This window comes from Falsihalocynthiibacter sp. CO-5D18, assembly GCF_041205445.1.
In the GTDB taxonomy this organism is placed as follows: Bacteria; Pseudomonadota; Alphaproteobacteria; order Rhodobacterales; family Rhodobacteraceae; genus Falsihalocynthiibacter; species Falsihalocynthiibacter arcticus.
In genome coordinates, this window is sequence record NZ_JBGFCF010000004.1 from 28,259 (window position 1) to 52,632 (window position 24,374).

The 24,374-nt window shown below is 53.1% G+C and carries 20 protein-coding genes and 1 riboswitch; of the genes, 5 read left to right on the forward strand and 15 right to left on the reverse strand.

From position 1 onward, the window contains the following. Positions 1 to 39: 39 nt before the first annotated feature. Positions 40 to 939, forward strand: a complete 900-nt coding sequence (locus AB9F27_RS06565) for a DMT family transporter (RefSeq protein ID WP_335585806.1) — start codon at positions 40 to 42, stop codon at positions 937 to 939. Here AB9F27_RS06565 and glmM read toward each other — a convergent pair. From glmM to AB9F27_RS06605, 8 genes are all read right to left on the reverse strand, one after another. Further along, complete coding sequence (gene glmM, locus AB9F27_RS06570) at positions 936 to 2,276, reverse strand: phosphoglucosamine mutase (protein WP_335585807.1); 1,341 nt, start codon at positions 2,274 to 2,276, stop codon at positions 936 to 938. The genes AB9F27_RS06565 and glmM overlap by 4 nt on opposite strands. Before the next feature lie 15 nt (positions 2,277 to 2,291). Then, positions 2,292 to 3,287: a dihydropteroate synthase gene (gene folP / locus AB9F27_RS06575; protein WP_335585808.1), complete on the reverse strand. Its 996-nt coding sequence runs from the start codon at positions 3,285 to 3,287 to the stop codon at positions 2,292 to 2,294. Next, complete coding sequence (locus AB9F27_RS06580) at positions 3,284 to 4,168, reverse strand: dihydroneopterin aldolase (protein WP_335585809.1); 885 nt, start codon at positions 4,166 to 4,168, stop codon at positions 3,284 to 3,286. The genes folP and AB9F27_RS06580 overlap by 4 nt, the downstream gene beginning before the upstream one ends. Before the next feature lie 87 nt (positions 4,169 to 4,255). Next, complete coding sequence (locus AB9F27_RS06585) at positions 4,256 to 4,963, reverse strand: cell wall hydrolase (RefSeq protein ID WP_369757620.1); 708 nt, start codon at positions 4,961 to 4,963, stop codon at positions 4,256 to 4,258. A 210-nt stretch (positions 4,964 to 5,173) separates the two neighbouring features. Beyond that, positions 5,174 to 7,765: a pyruvate, phosphate dikinase gene (gene ppdK / locus AB9F27_RS06590; RefSeq protein WP_335585810.1), complete on the reverse strand. Its 2,592-nt coding sequence runs from the start codon at positions 7,763 to 7,765 to the stop codon at positions 5,174 to 5,176. A gap of 88 nt (positions 7,766 to 7,853) precedes the next feature. After that, the gene (glyS, locus tag AB9F27_RS06595) at positions 7,854 to 9,941 is read right to left on the reverse strand and encodes a glycine--tRNA ligase subunit beta (RefSeq protein WP_335585811.1); all 2,088 of its coding nucleotides are present in this window, start codon (positions 9,939 to 9,941) and stop codon (positions 7,854 to 7,856) included. 3 nt (positions 9,942 to 9,944) lie between these two features. Then, positions 9,945 to 10,478: a DUF6446 family protein gene (locus AB9F27_RS06600; protein WP_335585812.1), complete on the reverse strand. Its 534-nt coding sequence runs from the start codon at positions 10,476 to 10,478 to the stop codon at positions 9,945 to 9,947. Then, positions 10,475 to 11,431 (reverse strand): glycine--tRNA ligase subunit alpha, encoded by a 957-nt coding sequence (locus AB9F27_RS06605; RefSeq protein WP_335585813.1) that lies wholly within the window; start codon positions 11,429 to 11,431, stop codon positions 10,475 to 10,477. Before AB9F27_RS06605 ends, AB9F27_RS06600 begins: the two co-directional genes overlap by 4 nt. 142 nt (positions 11,432 to 11,573) lie before the next feature. On the opposite strand from AB9F27_RS06605, the gene AB9F27_RS06610 reads away from it, so the two are divergent. Continuing rightward, positions 11,574 to 13,349, forward strand: a complete 1,776-nt coding sequence (locus AB9F27_RS06610; protein ID WP_335585814.1) for a trypsin-like peptidase domain-containing protein — start codon at positions 11,574 to 11,576, stop codon at positions 13,347 to 13,349. Positions 13,350 to 13,422: 73 nt separating this feature from the next. Here the strand turns inward: AB9F27_RS06610 and folE2 are convergent, their stop codons facing one another. Further along, positions 13,423 to 14,520, reverse strand: coding sequence for a GTP cyclohydrolase FolE2 (folE2, locus tag AB9F27_RS06615; protein WP_335585815.1), 1,098 nt, complete (start codon positions 14,518 to 14,520; stop codon positions 13,423 to 13,425). Between the two features lie 80 nt (positions 14,521 to 14,600). Further along, positions 14,601 to 15,782, reverse strand: coding sequence for an O-succinylhomoserine sulfhydrylase (gene metZ / locus AB9F27_RS06620; RefSeq protein WP_335585816.1), 1,182 nt, complete (start codon positions 15,780 to 15,782; stop codon positions 14,601 to 14,603). A 71-nt stretch (positions 15,783 to 15,853) separates the two neighbouring features. Further along, positions 15,854 to 15,932: riboswitch (SAM riboswitch) on the reverse strand. A 112-nt stretch (positions 15,933 to 16,044) separates the two neighbouring features. Here metZ and AB9F27_RS06625 point away from each other — a divergent pair. Further along, positions 16,045 to 16,971 carry an alpha/beta fold hydrolase gene (locus AB9F27_RS06625; protein WP_335585817.1) on the forward strand — a complete coding sequence of 309 codons (927 nt, stop codon included), beginning with the start codon at positions 16,045 to 16,047 and terminating at the stop codon, positions 16,969 to 16,971. Between the two features lie 28 nt (positions 16,972 to 16,999). Further along, positions 17,000 to 17,707, forward strand: a complete 708-nt coding sequence (locus tag AB9F27_RS06630) for a glutathione S-transferase N-terminal domain-containing protein (RefSeq protein WP_335585818.1) — start codon at positions 17,000 to 17,002, stop codon at positions 17,705 to 17,707. Positions 17,708 to 17,727: 20 nt separating this feature from the next. Here the strand turns inward: AB9F27_RS06630 and AB9F27_RS06635 are convergent, their stop codons facing one another. The 4 genes from AB9F27_RS06635 to AB9F27_RS06650 form a co-directional block, all read right to left on the reverse strand. Further along, positions 17,728 to 18,336 (reverse strand): inner membrane-spanning protein YciB, encoded by a 609-nt coding sequence (locus AB9F27_RS06635; RefSeq protein ID WP_039002584.1) that lies wholly within the window; start codon positions 18,334 to 18,336, stop codon positions 17,728 to 17,730. An 8-nt stretch (positions 18,337 to 18,344) separates the two neighbouring features. Then, the gene (locus tag AB9F27_RS06640; protein ID WP_039002585.1) at positions 18,345 to 19,247 is read right to left on the reverse strand and encodes an EamA family transporter; all 903 of its coding nucleotides are present in this window, start codon (positions 19,245 to 19,247) and stop codon (positions 18,345 to 18,347) included. 1 nt (position 19,248) lies between these two features. Continuing rightward, the gene (gene ftsY / locus AB9F27_RS06645; RefSeq protein ID WP_335585819.1) at positions 19,249 to 20,328 is read right to left on the reverse strand and encodes a signal recognition particle-docking protein FtsY; all 1,080 of its coding nucleotides are present in this window, start codon (positions 20,326 to 20,328) and stop codon (positions 19,249 to 19,251) included. A 106-nt stretch (positions 20,329 to 20,434) separates the two neighbouring features. Further along, a complete protein-coding gene (locus AB9F27_RS06650) occupies positions 20,435 to 22,114 on the reverse strand; it encodes an NAD(P)H-dependent oxidoreductase subunit E (RefSeq protein ID WP_335585820.1) in 1,680 nt (559 codons plus the stop codon). Positions 22,115 to 22,318: 204 nt separating this feature from the next. On the opposite strand from AB9F27_RS06650, the gene AB9F27_RS06655 reads away from it, so the two are divergent. After that, a complete protein-coding gene (locus AB9F27_RS06655) occupies positions 22,319 to 22,735 on the forward strand; it encodes a hypothetical protein (protein WP_335585821.1) in 417 nt (138 codons plus the stop codon). Between the two features lie 6 nt (positions 22,736 to 22,741). On the opposite strand, the gene xseA is transcribed toward AB9F27_RS06655, so the two are convergent. Next, on the reverse strand, positions 22,742 to 24,319 hold the full coding sequence (gene xseA / locus AB9F27_RS06660) for an exodeoxyribonuclease VII large subunit (protein ID WP_335585822.1): 1,578 nt from the start codon (positions 24,317 to 24,319) through the stop codon (positions 22,742 to 22,744). Positions 24,320 to 24,374 lie beyond the last annotated feature (55 nt).

Sequence of the window (24,374 nt, forward strand, 5' to 3'; positions counted from 1 at the left end):
CGCCCATCGCGGCGTCTTTTTTCGTTGAGAGGATGCGCTATGTTTGCCCAAGCAGGACTTAAAAACTGGGGACGGATTCTTCTCCTTGGTGCTCTTTGGGGCGCATCCTTTATGTTCATTGAGTTCGCGATTGCAGGCTTTACTGCTCTCTGGGTCGCGGCCATTCGAATTACCATTGCCGCCAGTGTTCTATGTGTAGTTACTTACTTGGCGGGCACCGGATTGCCAGATACGAGAGGCCCAAATGCACGGCACATTTGGCTTTCGGCCTTAGGGCTTGGTGTCTTTGCAAATGCGGTGCCGTTTGCGCTTCTATCTTGGGGCCAAGGCTATGTTACTTCCGGATTTGCAGGTGTTTCCATGGCTGCAGTTCCTCTGATTGTGTTACCTCTGGCGCATATTTTTGTACCAAGTGATCGACTGACAGTTCGAAAAGCTATTGGATTTTTGATCGGCTTTGCGGGTGTTGCGCTGCTTGTTGGAAAGGACGCATTTGTCTCGTCGGGAACCCAAATAGAAAGTGTTGGGCGGCTGGCGTGCTTCCTCGCCGCCGCGTCCTATGCGTGTAGCTCCATTATCACGCGGCGCGCCCCACCTGTTTCCCACAAAAGCTTTAGTGCCGCGGCGCTTTTGATGGCGTCGGCTGTCAGCGTGGGTTTGGCGCTTTGGTTTGACGGTGTGCCGACTGAGTTCCCCATTGGTCCCGTTCTCGCGACCCTTTATTTGGGACTCTTCCCGACGGCCTTGGCCACCCTCCTCCTCGTTTCTGTCATTCGCGAGGCGGGGCCGTCTTTTCTCGGCCTCTCAAATTATCAAGTCCCGATTTGGTCGGTTGTTTTCGGCGTCACATTGCTAGGTGAAACAATGCCCCCACAACTGTTGCCAGCTCTGGGGCTTATCCTATTTGGTGTCGCCGTTAGCCAAAAATGGCGCGCCTAGCAGACGGATTCAATAACCCCGACGATTTCGTCGACAACATTGGTCAACCTCGAGAGATCTTCGTCCTCGCCCATAACACGAATAAGAGGCTCAGTGCCAGATTTACGGATAACAAGACGGCCCGTTTTTGCCAGTTTGGCTTCACCATCGGCAATCACTAATGCAACTTTTTCAAGTGATAATGGGTCAATATTACCTTTGTATTTGACGTTTCTCAACATTTGAGGCACGGAAGTGAAGTTTTGCGTCAGGGTACTCGCCTTGTCTCCAGACTGCGCCATCTCTGCCATAAACTGAAGACCTGCGATCAACCCATCACCGGTGGTGGCGTAGTCTGTCATCACAATGTGCCCCGACTGCTCTCCACCCAGATTAAAGCCCCCTGCGCGCATCGCCTCAACGACATAGCGGTCACCGACATTCGTTCGCAGGAGGTTTATACCCCGTGCAGAAAGAAAGCGTTCCAGCCCCAAATTAGACATGACTGTCGACACCAACGTCGCCCCGGAAAGACGTCCGTCGAGCGCCCATCGGTCTGCCAACAAAGCCATTATTTGATCGCCATCTGCGACCTTCCCGTTCTCATCGATAATCATGATCCGATCAGCATCACCGTCCAAACATATGCCTAAATCGGCACCATGCTGCACGACAGCTTGCGCGGCTGTTTCAGTATGCGTTGAACCACATTTATCGTTAATATTAAATCCGTTAGGAGAAACACCAATGGGAATAACTTCCGCGCCGAGCTCCCAAAGCACTTCGGGTGCTGCGCGATAGGCTGCGCCATTGGCACAATCCACGACGACCTTCAGACCAGAGAGTCTTCCGCGGGATGGGAATGTTGTTTTCGCATACTCAATATAGCGGCCTAAGCCGTCTTCTACACGACGCGCACGGCCAATATTTTCTGGCTTTACGGGGGCAATTTCGCCTTTAAGTATCATTTCAATCTGGTTTTGCGCGCCATCAGAAAGTTTAAAACCATCGGGCCCAAAAAACTTAATCCCATTGTCTTGGTGCGGGTTGTGGCTTGCTGAAATCATGATACCAATATCAGCCCGCATAGAGCGGGTCAAAAAGCCTACAGCGGGCGTGGGCACCGGCCCCAAAAGAAGGACATTCATTCCCGTACTCGTCAAGCCCGCCGTCAGGGCGTTTTCGAGCATGTATCCCGAAAGCCGTGTGTCCTTGCCGATCACAACGCGGTGGCGATTTTGGCCGTCTGTTCGAAAGTACCGACCGGCCGCCGCACCCAATTTCAGCGCCACTTCTGCTGTCATCGGGTAGGAGTTTGCCTGACCACGCACACCGTCCGTTCCAAATAAATCGCCCATAAGTCACCTTTTACATTAGATTTTTTGTGCGAGCCGTATGGCTTGCTTTGTTTCTTTTGTATCATGGACGCGCAAAATCTGAACCCCCTGTGATACCGCTTTGAGCGCTACAGCAAGTGACCCACCGACACGGAGTTCTGCAATTGGTTCTTGCGTAATATCACCGATGAATTTTTTCCGCGACGCGCCCAAGAGAACGGGGCAACCAAGGGAATGGAACAGGCTAATTCCGCGTAAAATCGCAAGGTTATGGCCTTGAGTTTTGCCAAAACCAATGCCGGGATCAACAACAATTTGCGCGCGCTCGACACCTGCCTGAACGGCAATTTCAATCCGATGAGCAAGATAGTCGTAAATATCCAGAACTACGTTCTCATAGCGCGGGTCGACTTGCATGTCTTTTGGTTGCCCTTGCGCGTGCATCAAACAAATCGGGGTCTTCGCCTGCGCAGCGACAGTCGCAATCTTGGCGTCAAAACCCATCGCGGACACATCATTCACAAATGTTGCGCCTGCGTGCATGGCCGCCTGCGCGACGTCTGATTTGCGTGTATCAATTGAAATCGCAATATCACTTTGAGCGCGAATGGTCGCAATAACAGGAACCACCCGCGCGATCTCATCAGAAATCGAAACGTCGAGCGCTCCGGGGCGCGTTGACTCCCCGCCGATATCTATAATGTTGACGCCGTCAGAAATCATTCGCTCTGCCTTCTCAACTGCCGAGGCAGTTGACGCAAACTTGCCTCCGTCAGAAAAACTGTCGGGCGTCACGTTTAAAATGCCCATAATATTGGGGCGCCCCATGTCCAAGGACGCAATATCAGCGCGCGGAGAGGTCATGCGTTGCAGAACGTCATGTGGGGTTTCACGCGCGGCAATGAGGTGCATGGCGCGCCCCCTTTGTAGGACTTCCACTTGGTCAAACCAACACCAACCACCCGCAAGGGAAACAGCGCCTTCTGGCTTTGCTTGGTCGGTTCGCGGAATGGCGCGGTAGTAAAACGTCATGACAGGTCCAAAAACTGGGTGGGGTCTGTGATTTCAACGCCAATCGGGCAGTCCAATCCGACGACCTGCCCGGCTTGCTGCTTTGCCAGCCAAAAGGCCAACCTCTCAGCGTCAAAGCTCTGGGGCGGATGAGGGCTATCGAGAACTTGCTTCATTGGCGCCCAAACGTTGACACGCCCCTGCCCGAAACCCCACTCCATTTCCGTACGGCTCCCAACGACACCGACGTGCTCATTGCGCGATGAGAGGGTCCAAGCCGCGCTGTCCCACGCCAATAACTCCAGCCGTTGGTTGGCAATCTCGTCTTGTGTCGCCCCAAACTCAAGGCACATTTCTGGCAGGAGAAGAACTGGATGGGCATGGGTGTGAAAAATCGAGACCCATTCAGAGAGTGACAGGTGATTTGGAACGGCAACGATAAGCGGAGCCAAACCCGACCAATCCGAATACGCTTCCCCCACGGTAAGAGCTTCGCGGACAATCTCGACACCAAGTTTCCCTGCGCTACGATCCAGTTTTTCAATGCGTACGAAAACCCGCTGTGCTTGGGGGGCGGCCAAAATCAAAGTGGCAATATCTTCTGCCAATGTTTCAAGCAGATTTACGCGAGACCGTGTGAGAGCAATTGAAATAGCGTCCGTAACACGATCATACGAAAGAATTTTATCGACATCATCATCGAGCGGCTTTTGGACATCCGAAACTTCAACCACGACGTTGAAGGACAACCGCTGTGTGACTGCGCGCTCAACTTCAAAGGCCCCAATTTCAACGGCCACAATGTGATCGCGCAGGGAAATACGATCCAAAACACCCGTGGGGCGCAGCACCGAGGATCGCTCAATTGGATGTAAAAAATGTGCGCTAGGCTCAACTGTCATGTGTAATCCCGATTGTTGTCGGATATGTACAGCGCGACTAGCGAGCAAACCAGTAAAATCATCGTTAACGGCGGATGTGAGCGCAGCTTAGGATTTATTCGTCCCAGCCCCGGGTTGGCGATAGAAATAATGCACACCAATCGCTGCGACGCGAGGGAATTTCTTGGACCACGACGGTTTGACGGCCTTAGTGTGATAATGGGTCGCGCCCTTGGTCAAGGAGCGCGGCACAGCGCCAGACAATAAGGCTGCGGCTATCTTCTGCGTGCTTTTTCGCGCGGAGGCCTCGTTATAGAGTTCCTTTTTCCCATCGCAAGTATAGGTAAATTGGCATTGGTATTTCTTGCCTGTGCCCTGCTTAATCACACCGCAGACAGAATTTGGGTATTTTGCACTTTCGACACGGTTCAAAATAACCTCGGCCACCGCAAATTGCCCTTTAACACTTTCGCCACGCGCCTCAAAATAGAGCGCTTCACTCAAGCACGCCCACTGATCGTCGCCCGAAGCGGGCTTTTGGGACGCCAACCAGGATTTGCTATACTCAAAACTTTTGGTTTTTGCTGTTTTCTGACTGCGGCCAATAAAAAACTTGAGAAAGGAGTTGGGATTTTTTTCAGATTGGTGTGTACTGTGCGGAAGGGTCTTTGTTCCGGTCACCGTGTCGCTTGCCCAAACGGGACCAGCCATGGCAACGCACAGGACGAGTCCGCGCAATAGAGGGCCGCAAACCGACTTGGTTGCAGCCCTTGGAAGCGTCGTTTTAATCATCTGGAAAAACATATTTTCACCCATTTTCAACCCACACCTGTGGATCAGCAGCCCCCACGGCCCCGACCGGCAGGTGATGTAGGCAAAAAAGGTGGGCTTGTCTACACCTGAATCTTTACTGCGACAAACGTGCGAGAAACCCCCGATTACCCCCAAATATGGAAACAACTGTCGGCAATCAGTTTCGCTCAAATTTATATAAATTAAAACAATATCTTAGCTAAAGAAACGCCTCTAGGACCGCCACTTGTCTGCAATCGCTAGCTGTGCAGCAGCGAGGCGTGCAACCGGAACGCGATAGGGTGAACACGACACATAATCGAATCCCGCACGCCGACAAAAGGCAATCGATTCTGGATTCCCACCGTGCTCGCCACAGATGCCCAGAACGATCTGAGGACGCGCAGCGCGGCCGCGTTCCGCACCGATTGTCAGGAGCTCGCCAACGCCGTCCGTGTCCAGAACATGGAAAGGGTCTTCAGTGTAAACACCCAGACGGACATAATCAAACATGAACCGTGCGGCGTCGTCCCGCGACAACCCATAGGTCATTTGTGTCAAATCGTTTGTTCCGAAACTTAAGAAATCGGTGTTTAGGGCGATATCCCCAGCGCGTAACGCTGCACGAGGGGTTTCGACCATCACGCCCAAGCGAAAGGTGAAATCCACGCCTTCCGTGAAGCGCACTGCCGCAGCCACGGAATCAATTCGTGATTTCACCAATTCCGCTTCTTTTTGCGCGGACACCAACGGGATCATGATTTCAGGAACAACCGTATCCCCGCGTCGTGTCACTTCAACGGCGGCTTCGAAAATAGCGCGCGCTTGCATATCGTAGATTTCGGGAATTGTGATCCCCAACCGAACGCCCCGCATCCCCAACATCGGATTGAACTCCGTCAAAGCTTCAATCCGCGCGGTCACCGTCGACAACGGCAAGTCCAATGCTTCTGCGAGTTCATGAATACCTTCGCGTGTGGAAGGGAGAAATTCATGTAGGGGGGGATCAAAAAGGCGAATACAAACCGACTGTCCTTTCATAATCTCAAAAAGCTCTATGAAATCAGCGCGTTGCATAGGCATCAAGCGATCCAACGCTGCGCGGCGGTCTTCTGGCCCGTTGGCGAAAATCATTTCACGCATCACCGTTAGCCGGTCGTCTTCAAAGAACATGTGCTCCGTTCGACACAATCCGATGCCCTGCGCGGCAAATCGGCGGGCCGTTTTCGCATCTGCGGGGGTGTCTGCGTTGGCGCGCACATCGATATCACGGGCATCATCCGCCCAGTCGAGGAGGGTCGTAAAGGCGTCGTCCAAGGCGGCGTCGAGCAATTTTGGCTCCCCCGCCAGCACTTCCCCTAAAGAACCATCAACCGTGAGAAGATCGCCTTCGACAAAGCGGCGATTGTTGGGTGTGGTGAGTGTTTTATCCTTGGAATTTATCACAAGATCGAACGCACCAACGATACAAGGCAAACCCAATCCGCGTGCAATCACAGCCGCGTGGCTGGTCATCCCACCTTTTTCAGTCACAACAGCAACAGAAGCGTGCATGCCCCGAATATCTTCGGGGGAGGTTTCACGTCTGACGAGGATCACAGCATCCCCCTTTGCCGCAGCCGCTTGTGCTGCCGTCGCTGAAAACACGATCCGCCCCAGCGCCGCACCGGGGCTGGCACCAATACCGCGCGCAAGGATGTCGCGCTCGGCAAGAGGATCCACATGAGGGTGCAAGAGTTCTGTCAGCGAATGTGGGTTGATCCGCATGATCGCTTCTTCACGCGCAATGACGTCATCACGCGCAAGATCAACGGCAATGCGCAACGCGGCTCGGGCGCGCCGGTTAACCCGCACCGCATCCAGAATATGCAAAACACCGCCCTCAATCGTGAACTCGATTTGCATTTCTTCTCGCAAACTGCGCCGCGCCATTCCGCCTAATTCAACAAGGCGATCAAATTGCTCAGGCAACATATCTTGAAGCGAATCTCCTCGCGGGTCTTTGTTTAAAAACAACGCGTCCCTTTGAGCGCCAAGCGCATCACGGCCTTGGCTCTGGCATTTGTAGCGTCCTGTAATCTGCGGAAGGCCTGTTTCGCTGTCGACAAATTGAATAACGCCAGAGCCGCTGTTGTCATGACCAACACCCAAGGCCATTTCTTGTACGACCAACCCAAGACCCGCGTCCTCCGGGGCACCTTTTGCACTGCGCAGAAGACGTGCCGTGGTTCCAGACCATGCGCGCGCCATCGAACGGAGCACCTCGGCGAGCTGCTGGGCTGGGTCTTGCGGAAACTTCTCGTCCGTTTCATCCTCATAGGCGCGCAAAGCAGATTGCAAGGCGCTGTCCCCATCAGGGTCGTTCTTGTCAAAGGGTTGATCCTCAAACATGTCGGCATCAAGGCGTGCGACATGAACGGCATAAGCTTGAATAAAGCGCAAATAAAGGGCATTCGCGCTCGCTTTCCCTACCGACAATTCCATCTGTGCATGGCGTGCGTCATTCATTCCAATGTTTAAAACGGCGCGCGGACCGCCCCAATCGGGATCTTCGGAACTTGGTCGCACGGAAACAAGGGTACCGTCGCCAAAATCCCGCATCATGGCTGTGGTATCGGGTAATATTCCGGCTGCAATTCCGGCCACAGCATCAAAGGAAAGCGCAAGTGTGCGAGGAATTGGCATATCCAATCGCACCAGTCTCTGAAGACATTTAGCGCGCCCGCCGTGCCGTTTGGTAGCTATCGGCGCAGTTGTCGTGATCTGTGTGAACTCTAAAGTTTTCGCATTTTTCTGCACCGCAGCACTCCTTGTCTCCCAGACCATAACGTTTGAACGAAGGCTGGCAAGCTTTGACGTACCGTTTGCCGCTTAGGACGCCAAATTTGCGCCCTAAGCGGATTTCTTGCGATCTTCAACCTTCGATTTTACCCAAATCCGCAACCGTAAGGCACAGCGTGCGAATCCGATTTAGTAAATTCAAACGATTGCGCCGTGTGATCTGACTGTCGGTATTAATCTGAACCGAGTCGAAGAATGCGTCAATCGGCGCTCGGAGCCCGGCCATGGCGCTCATTGCGCCCGCGAAATCTTCGGCCTCGATGGCCGGAGAGATCGCAGCCTCGCCAGTGTCTAGTGCTGCAAATAACGCTTTCTCTTCGTCCGCTTGGGCATATTTCACATCCGCCCCATAGGAGTACTCCACACCATCTTTTTCTTCGGCTTGCGAGAGAATATTGTTGGCTCGCTTAAACCCTTGAAGAAGATTTTCACCGTCATCAGTTTTCAAAAACGCAGCCAAGGCATCAGCGCGCTTCACAAGAAGTGTAAGATCATCATTTGCAGGCATCGCCAAACAAGCGTCGATAACATCAAAGCGAATACCCTGGTCTTTGAGGTATGTTTTCAAACGGTCATGGAAAAAAGCCAGTAGGCTCTCTGTCGGGGCGGCCTCACCTGAATTGAGCGCATTTTCGTGACGTGCGAGTTGCGCGTCCACAAAGCGTTCCAACGGCAAACGCACGTTGTTTTCCAAGACCAAACGGATCACACCAAGTGCGGCGCGGCGCAGGGCAAACGGATCTTTTGACCCCGTTGGTTTCTCATCTACCGCCCAAAACCCAGTTAAAGTGTCCAACTTATCGGCGAGGGCAACAGCCACAGAGACCGGCTCGCTTGGGACATTGTCACTGGGACCAAGGGGCGAGTAATGCGCTTCACAGGCATCCGCGACGGGCTGCGGATGTCCGGCTTCCTCGGCATAATAACGTCCCATAAGCCCTTGAAGTTCCGGAAATTCGTAGACCATTTCACTCGAAAGATCGGCTTTGGCAACCTGTGCTGCAAGGGCTGTCATTTCGACATCAGCACCAACGACTGACGCTAAATCCCGCGCGAGTGCTTCAATCCGGTCGATCCGGTCGGCCTGCGTTCCAAGCTTATTATGGAAGGTGACATTCGCGAGCGACTTCGTCCACGACGCCATGTCAGATTTGGCGATCCGTAGATCATTTTCCCAGAAGAATTTGGCATCCGAAAGCCGCGCAAACAGAACCTTTTGGTTCCCCGCGAGGATGGTTTTGCCGTTGTCCGTGGTTTCTCGATTTGCCACGGTGACAAATTTCTCGATACGGTTTGTTTTTGGATTGCGCACAGAGAAGAACTTTTGGTGCTCTTTCATCGAGGTTTGCAGGACTTCAACGGGCAACCCGAGGAAGTCTTCGGCAATATCGCCCATCAGGACAACAGGCCATTCCACTAGCCCTGCGACCTCTGCCAACAATCCTTTGTCTTCAACGATTTCAAATCCCTGAGCAAAGGCCGCGTTGGTAGCATCGTTCCAAATCTGGTCTGCGCGTTCTTCAGATGAGAGCACGACGTATGCCGATTTCAGCTTGCGTTGGTAATCGTCGAAATGGGCAATTTTGAGTGATTTTGGTGCCATAAAACGATGGCCGAATGTAACGTCTGACGCTTTGATGCCGTCGACATCCAATGATACGACCGTGGTGCCAGTTTCGTCACTCAAAATACAAAGTATAGAGTGCAACGGACGCACCCATTTTAGACTCCCTGTTCCCCAGCGCATGGATTTTGGCCACGGAAAATTGCGGATTGCCGCTTCGAGCGTTTCCGCGACAATCTCAGCCGCAGGCCGCCCCGCCTTTTTGGTCACCGCGAAATAGACTCGGCCTTTTTTGTCATCGCGAATTTGCAGATCGTCCATCGTGAGCCCTGCGCCGCGCAGGAAGCCTTCGATTGCTTTTTCCGGCGCACCGACTTTCGGGCCTTTGCGCTCTTCAATGGTGTCGGGGCTCTCGGCGAGGAGGCCTTCGACGGATAGCGCGAGCCGTCGTGGCGTTGAGAAGGCCCCCGCTGACGCGTAGGTCAGGCCCGCGTCAACCAGCCCGTCCGTTACAAGTTTCTTCAAATCCGCCGCAGCGCGGGTTTGCATGCGTGCGGGAATTTCTTCGGAGAAGAGTTCGATCAGTAGGTCGGCCATGATTTATTCTTTCTCAGAAGGTACGGGAGGACAGGATGCGGGGACGGGATCGCCGTTGAAAGCATGCTCGCCACAGGTGTTGATTTGGTGCCAGGCATAGGCGTGCCCATCGTCGTAGACGGCGATCACACGATCAATGCCATAAATGATATTTGCTTGGCCCAAATAGGCGGTCGCGGTGCCCGTTTCGATGTCGGCTCCAAGTTTGCGGGCGTCAAAGCAGGAAAACTGTTTGGGAGCCACCAGCGGTTCGGCTGCGGGATAGGTTTGGAATGTTTCTGTCATCATGGCATTCGACATGGGCGTTGTAAAACACGCGCGATATCGGATCGGGGAGCTGTCAGCGTCGATCCCCTCGAACCCTGAAATAAGCATAGGTTCGGGAGCTTGGGTGACGAGGTTGGTTATCTGGATATTGGCATTCTCGGACGAAGCCTCAACGGTTTCGTAAAAGCCATATTCCTGCAAATAATACATCGCACCGCCGGCGATCAATGCTGTAATCACGATTGCACCTGCAATGAGTTTCCCGATCATGATTGCGCCTGCTCTTGTGCAACCCAGCCACCGGCCTCGGTTTGCACAAAGGCGTCTGCACAAGCTTTGGACAAGGTCCGCACGCGTCCGATATAGGCCTGACGTTCGGTTACCGAAATCACGCCGCGCGCATCGAGAAGGTTGAACAAGTGGCTGGCTTTAATCGCTTGATCATAGGCCGGATGCACCATGACAATGCGCTTGCCCGTTTTGGGATCAACATAGGGCTGGTCCAAAATCGTTTTGCACTCGGCTTCCGCATCCAAGAAATGCTGCAAAAGCACATCTGTGTTGGCAATGTCAAAGTTCCAGCGGCTGTACTCTTGCTCGGTTTGGCGAAACACATCGCCATAACTCAAGGCGGTAGGCGACGCGGGGTCGTTATACGGCATGTCCATCACGTGATCGACGCCAAGAATATACATCGCCAAACGTTCGAGCCCATAGGTCAACTCGCCTGACACTGGGTGGCAATCATGACCGCCAACTTGCTGAAAATAGGTAAACTGGCTGACTTCCATGCCGTCACACCAAACTTCCCATCCAAGACCCCATGCGCCAAGGGTTGGGCTTTCCCAATCGTCCTCAACAAAGCGAATGTCATGGATTTCCATATCCACCCCGATAGCGGCGAGGGACCCAAGATAGAGTTCCTGAAGCTCGGGGGGGCTTGGTTTAATCACGACTTGATACTGATAGTAATGCTGCAAGCGGTTTGGGTTTTCCCCATAACGCCCATCAGTCGGGCGGCGCGACGGCTGAACATAGGCCGCGGCCCATGCCTTGCTGCCAAGCGAGCGCAACGTCGTGGCAGGGTGGAACGTTCCCGCGCCGACTTCCATGTCATAGGGTTGCAAAACGGCACAGCCCTGCTCCGCCCAATAGTTTTGCAAACGCAGGATGATCTCCTGAAAGCTTCCAGGTTTGTTTTTTGAGTTTGAAGCGGCGGACATGGCGGATCCTTATGAAAATTCCCGTTCCAAATACGCAACCCTTCGCGAAGGGTCAATTGCTTGCTCTTGCATTATTGGCTCGCAATGCGCAAAACAAGACAAATAGCGCAACAGATATCCACCAAAGGGAAACCCGACCGCCATGACTCATGCCCGGCCACTGGTTACAGCCATTTCAATATTTCTTATTTCGACCCTTCTTGTTTTTCTCGCGGCCCCAAATCAGGCACAGGCCCAAGAAAATACATGGATTCAGATTGAAGCCCACCCGACCCTGAACGAGGCACAGACACGTGTGCGCGCCTTTTCAGGTGCCTATCCGAATGTGGGCGGGTTTCGTGTCAGCTCTGGCTGGTATGTAATTTCGATCGGCCCGTTTTCGGCAGCGACTGCGGCGCAGGAACTTGAAAGATTGAAGCAGGAAAATTTGATCCCGAGGGACAGTTATTTGGCAGACAGCCGCGGCTATCAACAACAGTTTTGGCCCCTTGGAGGCAACTCCCTTACTCAACCCACGACAACCGTTGAACCCACTACAAGCACCGAACTAACTCCGACCGAGCCCGTAGGCCAAATCATCACCCTTCCGGACGAAACCCCGGGTCAGGCGCGCGCAAACGAAAACGCCCTGTCACGAGAAGAAAAAATGGAACTTCAAGAAGCCATGCAATGGGAAGGCTTTTACACCAGTGCCATTGACGGCTCCTTTGGTGCCGGAACGCGGCGTGCGATGGCCGAATATCAAGCGGCGATGGGCTATGACACGACGGGTATCCTGACGACATACCAACGCGGCGAATTACGCGCGAAATTCAACGAAGTGTTCACAAATGCAGGGATGGAAAACTATAGCGACCCCAAAGCGGGAATTTCTATAGATCTGCCAATGGATTTGGTCGAATTTGACAGCTATACCGCGCCTTTCGTTCACTTCCTGCCAAAAGGCGACAGTGGCGTTTCCGTTTCTCTGATCTCGCAAAAGGGCGATCAGGCGACGTTGTTTGGCCTGTATGAAATCATGCAAACTCTTGAAATTGTTCCTTTAACAGGAGAGCGCGAGCGCAAGGATGCGAGCTTTGTTTTGCGAGGCAACAATGCAAAAATCAACTCCTATACCTATGCTGCCTTGGAAAACGGCACAATTAAGGGCTTCACCCTCGTTTGGCCTGCTGGCGACAAGGCAAATATGAACCGCATCATCGGTGTGATGATGACGAGCCTCCTATCATTGGGTGACACGGCGCTTGATGACTTCGCTGGTACAGATCAAAACGAGCAGAAGATTGACCTTCTGTCTGGCCTCCAAATTCGTCAACCAATCCTGTCGCGCTCTGGTTTCTATCTGGACGCAACAGGCACAGTCTTGACCACGAGCGAGTTTGCGGGAACCTGCGCGAAACTGACATTGGATGACCTAACACTTGCTGACGTTATCTTCACTGACCCGGCTCTCGGCATTTCCATTTTGAAACCTGAGAAAAAACTAGCACCGCTTGGCTTCGCGACTTTCGCCAATGCCTCCCCCCGTTTGAAATCGGAAGTCGCCGTCTCTGGTTATTCTTACGAGGGCGCTCTGGGGGCTCCGACAATGACGTTCGGCGCATTAGCAGACGTTCGTGGCCTTGACGGAGAGGTGAACACCCAGCGGCTAGATCTAGTGTCCCTATTGGGCGACGCAGGGGGCCCTGTAGTTAATGCAGGCGGAACGGTCATCGGCATGTTGCGCTCAACCGAAGTTAAGGACGGCCGCGCTTTGCCGGAAAACGTAAGTTTCTCGACCTCAGCGAATGCGATCCTCAAGATTTTGGCTGACAACGGCATCGCCTCGACGACGTCCTCAGAAGGCGGAGCGCTCCACCCAGTGGACCTAACGGCACGCGCGTCTGACATGACCGTCTTGGTGCGATGCTGGAACTAAAGGATAAAATTCAATAACTTAGGGCGCACCCAAAACTTTGGCTGCGCCCTTTTTCTTTTCTGGGCCTGTGTCATCAGCCAACGTGGAATAACGTCGAAAACAGTTTCGGATCGAAGCTTTGGGCCTCGAACGTTTGCCCTTCTGTCAGAACACTCACAGCATCATGGCTGTGTAGACTTTCCTGGTGGCTCGCGACGATTCTATAGTCCAAAATGCGTTCATCATTCTGAAGTTGCTCACTAAACAGACGCGCGGCATCTTCGACAAAAATCGGGTTTGCCGCGTTGAGTTCGGCAAAGGCCTGCTCATCTTCTCGCTTCACCATCACTTGGGTTTCCGTCGGCACCGCAACACGGCACAAATCAATCAAATCCTCAAACCAAAGACGTGGTTTTTCAGAGTTAAGCAAAACGGAGATACGGGCGACGGACCGCTGTGAATGTGGGGTAGCTAATTGGTGGCGTGTTTGGCGCGCATGTTCGGATAGTTCAAGCGAACAGGGGCAAGTGGACGAGTAGACATAGTCCAAATGTATGATTTTCACAACTTTACCGGCGGTCTCGACCAACTCTAATGCTATATTGTAATACTGATAACCTGCCAGCCCTGACCGCAAACTCTTGTTCTTTACAGGAAAAGAAAACGCCATTTGAATGCGCGCGTCAAAACTCTCAAGATCGGTTTTGTAATCCGCGAGAGCGGCTTCAATAACGTCAAAACTGAAGACACTTTCCGCGTATTTGTAAAACGTGCGCATGATGCGCGACATGTTGATGCCTTTTTTACCAGCCTCTAGGCTGACCGTGCCTGTCACGGAGGTCTCTAGAGCCAGATCGCCGCCTGCGCGTGCCTGAAAGCGGATGGGGAGACGAAAATTCGAAATTCCCACGTGTTGAATGGGGCGCCGAGAGCCGCGAATGAGGCTTTCAGGGCCGTTCTGTAGATCAGGGAGAGTCGCACGATACGCGTCATCCGTTGTGAACTCCTCTGGATAAGCTCTTGCAAGCGCTGGGTAATTCTCCAACGCCCTCTCTGGAAGAAGCCGTCCAATCGCGGGGTCCAATTCGGCCACTTCTACTGGCGATACATGTGCGGCCCATTCCCTTAAGGTCTCGAGCGCAGCCTTCGCTTGATCGCGCGATAAAAGCGTTTTTTGCATGTCCGTATTCATTCCTTCCCCCCCCTTCAGGTAAAGCAACGTTACGCGGCTTTACCCAAGAGTTCCAACCCTATGCCGACAAAAATTGCGGCCTAAACGGCATCCAGTGCGTTCAAAATATCGGACAGCAAGTCATTGGTATCTTCAATGCCGATACTGACACGCACCAAACCTGGGGAAATTCCCAAAAGCACCTTTTGATCGTCAGGAAGACGTTGGTGGGTTGTGGTCGCCGGATGCGTCACAATGCTTTTTGCATCACCTAGGTTATTGGAAATAATGCAAATTTCCAACGCGTTCAGGAATTTGAACGCGGCATCTTTCCCGCCTTTAAGATCAATAGAAAGGACTGTGCCGCACTTCTCAAACTGCGCTTTGGCAATCGCTTGATGGGGATGGCTGTCTAAAAACGGGAACAATACGCGCTCCAGTTTTTCGTGCCCTTCTAAGGCCTCGGCGATTACCTCTGCGGAATGAGCCTGTGCGCGGACCCGCAAATCCAAAGTCTCCAACCCTTTGAGCATAACCCAAGCGTTAAAAGGACTCATCGAACCGCCAGTGTGTTTTAGGTACGTTTCTAGTGGGCCGCGGACATATTCCTTTTTCCCAAGCACAACACCACCAAGGCATCGGCCCTGGCCGTCAATATGCTTAGTCGCAGAATACACGACGACATCCGCGCCGAATTCAATGGCGCGAGAGAACACAGGCGTCGCAAAAACATTATCCACGATGACGGTCGCCCCAACGGCATGGGCAATCTCGGCAACAGATTTAAGATCTACGACTTCTAGGGTCGGATTGCTCACGGATTCAAGGAACACGACGGTAGTGTCTTTCCGCACAGCGGCACGCCATTGCGCTAAATCCGCACCATCAACGAAGGTCACTTCCACCCCGAAACGACGCAAAACTTCCTCGAGAATATAGAGACAGGAGCCAAAAAGCGCCCGCGAACTCACCACGTGATCGCCAGATTTGAGAATAGACATCAATGCGCCGTTTACGGCCGCCATACCACTTGCCGTTGCAAATGCGTCCTCTGCACCCTCGATGGCGGAGATACGATCCTCAAACATCCGAACGGTCGGATTGCCATATCGTGCGTAAATAAACTCGTCATCTCCGACCTCTACAAAGCGGGCCTCGGCGGCCTCGGCTGAGTCGTAAACGAAGCCTTGGGTCATAAAAATCGACTCGGAAACTTCACCGTATTGGCTGCGGCGGCTTCCAGCATGAACCATTTTCGTGCGCGCGTTCCAGTCTTTAGTCATTGTCTCAACCCTTTGTGCCTGTCTCCACTTACGTGAAAACACAAAAAAACCCCCTGCGCAAAAAGAAGCGAGGGGGTACGTCCCAGACCTCTTTAGCGGCATATTTAACGTGGCCCGCAATCAGGAGAACAAATCGCCACAGGACGCCTGAATAGGGGCCTGCGGCGCTTTCGTCAAGCCCGTCACGCAGTCGTAACGAGAAATTCATGCTCCTGATATACAGTGGATTTATCCCAATGATAGACCACGACGCGAGGACGCTATGCCCGTTTTGCGAATAAACGCTCCGTTTGGAGCGGCTGACCCAGTGTGCGCAACGGCGTGCAAATCTGTCGAGAACATGCTCAAAGGCCCATCAACGGGCCCCATAACGATTATGCTGCATGGTTTTCGATATTCGCCATTTGAAGAGAAGCATGATCCGCATGCCCAGATTTTTGCGTTAAGACCGCGTCATGAAAAACGAACCTGTATCTCTTGGCCCCATCACCTCGGATTTGGCAGAGCGACAAAGGAAGAGGGGCAGTGCATCGCCTTTGGGTGGCATGCGCGCGGCACAATTTGGCAAGCTTACAAGCAAGCGATCCCTGCGGCAGATACGTTGGCTGCTGTGATTACTACTCTGCACCATCTTGCCCCCAACCGCAAAATCAACGTGATGGCACATTCCCTTGGAGCGCGTGTTCTCTTGGCTGCGCTTGCGAAACTCCCGGAAAACGCCCTAAACCGTATTGTCTTAATGGCTGGGGCTGAGCTAAGTTCCGTGGCCCAAATTGCGATGCAGACTCCAGCGGGCAAAAGTTGCGAAGTTCTAAACATTACCAGTCGCGAAAATGATCTCTACGATTTACTGATTGAAACGGCCATTGCACCGCATCGCCCCTTTTCTCGTAGCTTGGGGCATGGCCTCTCCCCTGCCCGCGCGAATTGGCTGGACCTTCAACTTGACTGTGCAAACACCCTTGCCGCTTTGAGACGCCAAGGGTTTCCGATTGCGCCTCCGCTCCGGCGTATCTGTCATTGGTCAACCTACCTTCGACCTGGAATGTTTCCACTCTATCGCCAATTTCTCCACGCGCCAGACAGTCTATCAATATCCGATTTATCCGCGGCTTGCGCGCGTTCGCAATCCCGTCGATGGTCTCGTCTCTTTACCCGCGCCCCCTTGCTATCTAGTCCCAAAAGATGATCATTGCTCCGAGGATAAGGAGCGAATGATGACAATCCCAATAGACCTATATTACTGGCCGACCCCAAATGGTTGGAAAATTTCAATCGCTCTCGAAGAGATGGACCTGCCCTACAAACTTCATCTGATTAATATTGGTGCAGGCGATCAATTCGCACCCGACTTCCTTAAAATTGCCCCAAATAACCGGATGCCCGCGATTATCGATCCTGACGGGCCCGATGGTGCGCCCATTTCGATCTTTGAAAGTGGGGCAATTCTGCAATATCTTGCTCAGAAAACCGGACAGTTCGGGGGCGAGACTCCGCGTGAAAAAATCGCTGTAACCGAATGGCTTATGTGGCAAATGGGCGGCCTTGGCCCCATGGCAGGGCAAGCGCATCATTTTTTAAAATACGCGCCCGCAATGGAACCGCCAAATGATCTGCCCTATGCGAAAGACCGGTATCGCAATGAAACCGCACGTCTTTATGGCGTCTTGGATCGGCGTCTTGCAGAGAACGAATATGTTGCTGGCGACTTCTATTCCATCGCTGATATGTCGATTTGGGGCTGGGCCAGCCTTTGGGAAGGCCAGCAACAAACCCTAGAAGACAAACCACATTTCGCCCGTTGGCTGGACCAAGTCAGCGCGCGTAAAGGCGTCATCAAAGGTCGGGCATTGGCCGCTGAAAAGCGGTCAAATCTTCAAAGTGACAAAAAATCCCACGACCTTCTCTTCAAGAAAAAACCCTAGGCGTAGGCCTAGGGCGACCGTCATGTATCTTGATCTTCGACCGTTACCGCGTAGGTCTGCATGAGTTTGTTTTGAAACATAAAAAACACGAATACAGCAGCCGTGAGGCCGAAGGTTTTAAAATTCACCCACGCGTCCGTGCTCATCGTGCGCCAGACAAATTCATTCGTAATTGCGAGCGCAGCAAAGAAGGCAGTCAGCCGTTTCGTGAGGATCATCCAGCCTTCATCCTGCATAGGAAGGACTTCTTCCATGACCGAACGAAGGTAGCTTTTGCCCTGTAAAAGGCCGATCCCGAGAATACCGCCGAACAAAAGATAGATCATGGTGGGCTTCATTTTGAAAAAGCGTTCGTCGTTGAAATAAACGGACATTCCACCGAAAACCACGATCAAAACGGCTGTCATTAGCTGCATTTTTGACAGCTTGCCTGTCAGCCACCACAAAATTGCCGTTGAAGCCAAAATCAGGGGAATGAAAAGCGCCGTTGCAACAATGAACCCAGCGTATTCCACGCCGCCAATTGTGAAGAATTCATCCTTGATGCGGCCATAGAAAACGAAGAACAGGACGACTGGACCAAGCTCCAAGCCTAGCTTTACAAAGGGGTTTACCGTTTTTTCCGTCATCATTCTTCCTAACCGTTCATTTCAACAATGACTGCACCAACGGCAATCAATGACATAAGAATGAGCCGTCGCGGCCCAACCTTTTCCCCTAGCACCAGCCAGCCGATAAGGGCGGCAAATACTGTTGACGTCTCGCGCAAGACGGCAGCCTCGCCGACACTATCAAGCCGCGTCGCCATCATGATCGACCCAAAGCTAAAAAAGGCGACAAATGCCCCCAATATTCCGCGTTTCATCAAAGGCTTCAAACGCGGTTTCACCTGCATTTTTGAATAACGCCACGCAGCATAGGGCGGGATCGCAAGGCTATCAATAAAGAAAAACCACGCGAGAAAGGTGAATGGGTTGGCCGTTGCGCGAATTCCATAGGCGTCGTAGGTCGTGTAAAGCGCGACAAACATTCCGGTGCCGGTCGCCATCAATAGCGCCGCTTTCAGGGTCTCGCGATTGGTCTCTAGATACATCAGATTGTAGAGCCCCAACCCAAAAATCCCGCATAACAAAACCACTACACCGATCCACTGACCGAACGCGAAATGTTCACCAAACACCAGCCCCGCCCCAAGAACCGTAAACAGCGGCCCCATCCCGCGCACCACCGGGTAAACCACTGTATAAGCACCCAAAACATAGGTTTGCGCCTGCATGGCCTTATACCCAATATGGATAACAAACATGCCGAAAAAAATGGGCCACATGTGTGGCTCAGGCCACGGAACGACAAACAATGCAAAGGGAGCAGCCATCACGCCGTAGTTAAAATCAATCGCCCCACGCGAAAGCCACGGATCGTGCTCACCCTTTTGAAGCGCACCGAAAATAGCATGTAAAACGGCAGCCAAAAGGGCCAAACCAAGGGCAACCCTATGCCCCATTTCGGTTCCCTCAAGGGAAATAAGCCATTCAGTCAACCTAAATATCCGCCCCAGTTAGGGCACGGGCAAACTCCTCGGGGTCAAATGCGGCAAGATCGTCGATTTGCTCTCCGACACCGATTGCATGGATCGGCAACCCGAATTTATCAGCCAAAGCAACAAGAACACCGCCTTTTGCCGTGCCGTCCAGTTTTGTCATCACAAGTCCCGAAACATCGGCGAGTTGTTGAAAAACCCCCACTTGGTTTAACGCGTTTTGCCCTGTCGTTGCGTCAAGGACGAGGAGCGTATTATGGGGCGCTGTTGGGTCTTTCTTCTGAATAACCCGCACAATTTTCGCCAGTTCTTCCATGAGATCCGCACGGTTTTGCAAACGCCCAGCGGTATCAATCAACAACAGATCGGCCCCATCGGCCTCTGCTTTGGTCATAGCATCGAACGCAAGGCTCGCGGGGTCACTTCCCTCTGGTGCCGTCAAAACGGGCACGCCTGCACGCTCGCCCCAAACCTGCAATTGCTCCACGGCCGCCGCGCGAAATGTGTCACCCGCAGCGATGACAACATTCATGCCCGCCGCTTTGAATTGGCTCGCTAATTTTCCAATGGTCGTGGTTTTGCCAGAGCCATTTACCCCAACAACCAAAACGACCTGTGGTTTTTTGGTATAAATCGGTAGCGGCTTGGCCACGGGCTCCATGATGCGGGTAATTTCATCCGCCAAAAGCGATTTTATCTCGGCACTTGAAAGCTTTTTGCCAAAGCGCCCTTCGGCCATATTCGCCGTCACACGCAGGGCCGTATCGACCCCCATATCCGCCGATATCAGCAATTCTTCCAACCGCTCAAGCATCTCGTCATCAAGTTCACGGCGCGGTATATTCTTTTCGCTTTCGCGTCCAAGAATACGCCCCATAAGACTTGGTTTGGCCGGCGCGCTCACGACGACTTCTTCGATTTTTGGTGCTGCAACCTCTTGGGGGCTTGAGGGCTGCACTTCTGGGGAAGCGACCACTTCGGGCTGTGCCTCAACGGTTTCGGCGACGATTGCATCCAAACCCTCGTCAAGTTTTGACGAAGATTTTACCAGACGGTTCTTGAGCTTTTTAAAAAACGACATTGAGCGGCCTCTTGGTGATCCTCTTCACCTAAGCCATTGCCCCGCCCTATGAAAGAGGGGAGCAGCGAAATCACACGTTCTTCACCTTTTTTACGTCCGTGAAACGCTAAATTTCGTCGGGGAAATGCTTCATCACAAGTCGGATCGGATTTGGCGCGGCTTGGCCCAAACCACAGATCGACGCATCGACCATCGTTTGGCAGAGTTCTTCTAGCAATGGTTGATCCCAATGATCCGCCTGCATCAACTTCACGGCTTTCTCACAGCCAACGCGACACGGCGTGCATTGCCCACAACTTTCATCCTCAAAAAACCGCAACATATTGAGCGCGGCGTCCCTAGGGCGATCTTGATCCGAGAGAATAACAACGGCGGCCGATCCGATAAACGTTCCGTGTGGCTGAAGCGTGTCAAAATCAAGTGGAACGTCGTTTAAGTGTGCAGGAAGCAACCCCGACGACGGCCCGCCGGGTTGATACGCGTGGAAAATGTGGCCTTGTTTCATGCCGCCCGCCGCAGAAATAATATCGGTTACGGTCGATCCTGCAGGCAAAAGGTAGACACCCGGTTTAGCGACCCGCCCCGAAACGGAGTAGTTGCGCAGCCCAACCCGCCCGTTATGCTCAACCCCCGAAAAAACCTCCGGCCCTTCGCGCAGAATACGCGCCACCCAAGCGAGGGTTTCCACGTTGTGAACCAATGTTGGACGGTTAAAAATCCCGACCTGCGCAACAAATGGCGGACGATGGCGTGGCAATCCGCGCTTGCCCTCAATGCTCTCGATCATCGCGCTTTCTTCACCACAGATATAGGCGCCAGCGCCGCGGCGAAGGTCAATATAACCCTCTTGAACAATCTTCTGCTCGACAAGTTTTGCGATTTCCCGCTTCAGGATTTCGCACGCCGCAGGATACTCATCCCGCAGATAAATAAAGGCTTTTTCCGCGCCAATGCTCCATGCGGCGATCAACATACCTTCTAGAAAAAGATGCGGTTCGGCTTCTAGGTGCACACGGTCCTTAAACGTTCCAGGCTCCCCTTCGTCGCCATTCACAGCCAAATACTTGGTCCCCGTTTCCGCGAAGACAAACCCCCACTTCTTGCCTGACGGAAAGCCCGCGCCTCCAAGGCCACGCAACCCAGATTCAAAAACGGTTTCCGCCGTCGCCTCTGGGTCACCATTTTCACGCAACGCATGCAAAACGCGATATCCACCGCCTGAAACATAGGCGCCATAATCTTCATATTCGGGAATTTTTGTGTGGACATCACGCGCAGCCACAGCCGCCAAAACCTTCTCGGGCGTCGCATGATCAATGTGATTATGCCCGACCTCGGCAACCGGTGCCATGTCACAACGGCCCATACAGGGCGCGCGCAAAATCCGCACAGAAGCGGGATCGCTTCCTGCCTTCAGGGCGCTCATCAATTGCTGCGCGCCCTCCATTTCACAAGACAGCGAGTCGCAAACTCGAATTGTCAGCGCAGGCGGAACGGCCTCTCCTTCACGCACAACATCAAAATGCGCGTAAAAACTCGCGACCTCTTGAATCTCCGCCATTGAAACGCGCATTTCCTCGGCCAACGCCCGCAAATGAGGGGCAGAAAGATGGCCATACGCGTCTTGAATAAGATGTAGAAATTCAATCAGCAGATCGCGGCGACGCGGCACATCTGCCAAAAGTGTCCGAACCTCGCTCAAAGCAGCATCGTCCAATTGACGGCCCTTGGGCGTCGTGCGCCCCTTGCCCTTAGCGGACTTCCACACGCCTGTTTTTTGGTCCACACCGTTCTCCCATATTATTGCCTCATCATAAGGTTCGATTGGGCACGCACCACAACAAAAGCGACACAAAACACTTCGGAAACGTTGTGCTTTGTTTCGCATCGGCCCGGATTAACTACGATTGTAATCAAATTGAATATTTCTGGAGCCCTTCAGTATTTTCTGGCATAGTTCGCGCATCCGATTACCAAACTGGTGAATTGAATGTTGTTGCGCACCCTTGCCATACTAGCTCTTGTTTCTATTCCAAAACACGCCCTTGCGACGGATGTTTTGGATTTAGAAACTCTTGGGGAAAAAAGCTTTTCAGCCTACGTAACGGGCAAGACGTTGACCTATTCAAAAAACGGGCAAGTGTTTGGAGTCGAGGAGTATTTACCGGACAATCACGTGCGCTGGTCGTTCAATGATGGGGAATGCCAGGACGGTACTTGGTTCGCGCAAAATGACGAAATATGCTTTATTTACGATGGGCCGACGGTGCCGCAATGTTGGTCGTTTTCAGTGGGGAGCAACGGTTTGATTGCGCATTATGAAAATGCGCCCACATCTGACGAGCTTTATGAAACCGCGCGCAGTTCCACCCCGCTGTATTGCAAGGGGCCGGACGTCGGCGTTTAAAGGGTGCTAAAATAAAGTCCCTTGCCCGCCCGGCGGATTGGTTTTCTTTTTGGCTTTTTGGAGAGTCGATTCAGACTTCGGCGTGGAAGAAACAGCCCCCGTAGACATGCGCCCATCTTGGAATTGAACCTCCAAAACCCCTGCGGATTTTGCCGCAGTCACAGTGGTCACAAGGGTTCCATCCTCGCCCCTCACGACGGCATAGCCCCGCTTAAGCGTCTCAGTATATCCTAGGCTTTGCCGCATCCGCTCATATCCGTCGAGACGCTCACGCCGCGCATCGGTTTGCGTACGAGCAAGCGCGACAAATCGTTTGGAAACGCCCTCTAAGCGATCTTTCTTGCGCAGGATCTCGCGCTCAATATTTTCCGGCCGCAAGCGCACGGCCACCTTATCAAACCCCTGCCGTTTGTGCGATGTTCCACGGGCAAGGCTAGGGGCAAGCCCAAGGCTCCAGCGCGCCAGTCGATCTTGTGCGCTTTTGATCTGGCTGCGCAGAACAGCAGGTTGAAGTGGAGCGGATACCTGCTGCAATTTCAAACGTTTAGATTGAACAGCTTTGGTTAGATTGGGCCCCAATTGTAAACTTGCACGATCCAATCTCTGGCTTGCGTTTTCGAGCAAACTTTCTGGCCGTGGGAGCGCGCGGGACACATCCGCCAAACGTTGCCTCCGCTGGGAAACACCTTGGCTGATTGCCCGCAAAAGCCGCCCGCCTTGAGCATCGATATGCGCCAAAAGCTCCATGCGCACTGGCACCGCAAGTTCCGCCGCCGCCGTTGGTGTCGGCGCGCGTTTGTCGGAGGCAAAATCGATCAATGTTGTGTCGGTTTCATGCCCTACGGCCGAAATCAACGGAATTTCACTGGCGGCGGCGGCCCGTGCGACGGCCTCCTCATTGAAGCCCCAGAGGTCCTCAATCGAGCCCCCGCCCCGTGCGACAATTATGAGGTCAGGACGGGGAATCGCCCCGCCCCGCGTCATAGCATTGAAACCTTCGATCGCGGCCACAACTTCAGGCGCACATTTCGCGCCCTGCACCGCGACCGGCCAAATCAGAACTTTGCGCGGGAAACGGTCGCGTAAACGATGCAGAATATCGCGAATAACCGCCCCTGAAGGTGAGGTGATAACCCCGATCACCTCTGGTAAATACGGCAACTCGCGCTTGCGCCCTTGATCAAAAAGCCCTTCCGCCATAAGCAGCGCTTTGCGCTTTTCCAACATCGCCATCAACGCGCCCATACCGGCGGGGGCGATGTCTTCGATCACCATTTGATACTTGGATTGCCCGCCAAACGTGGTGAGTTTGCCCGTCGCAACAACCTCCATGCCTTCCTCAGGCTGGGTTGCAAGCTTGGCGGAAACGCCCTTCCAGATAATTCCAGACAAAACAGATCGATCGTCTTTTAGGTCGAGATAAATATGCCCCGACCGAGGCCGACTCACCCGCCCCACTTCGCCCCGCACACGTACACGGGAAAATTCGCCCTCTATCGTGCGTTTTATGGCGCCCGAAATCTCGGTTACGCTGAATTCTGGGGCGTTTTGGCCGGGTTCGGGGTCGTCAATAAGGTCGGACATGTCTGCTCGCTTGTTTCTTGGTGTGAGGCACCTTAGAACGCCCCGTAACAAAGGC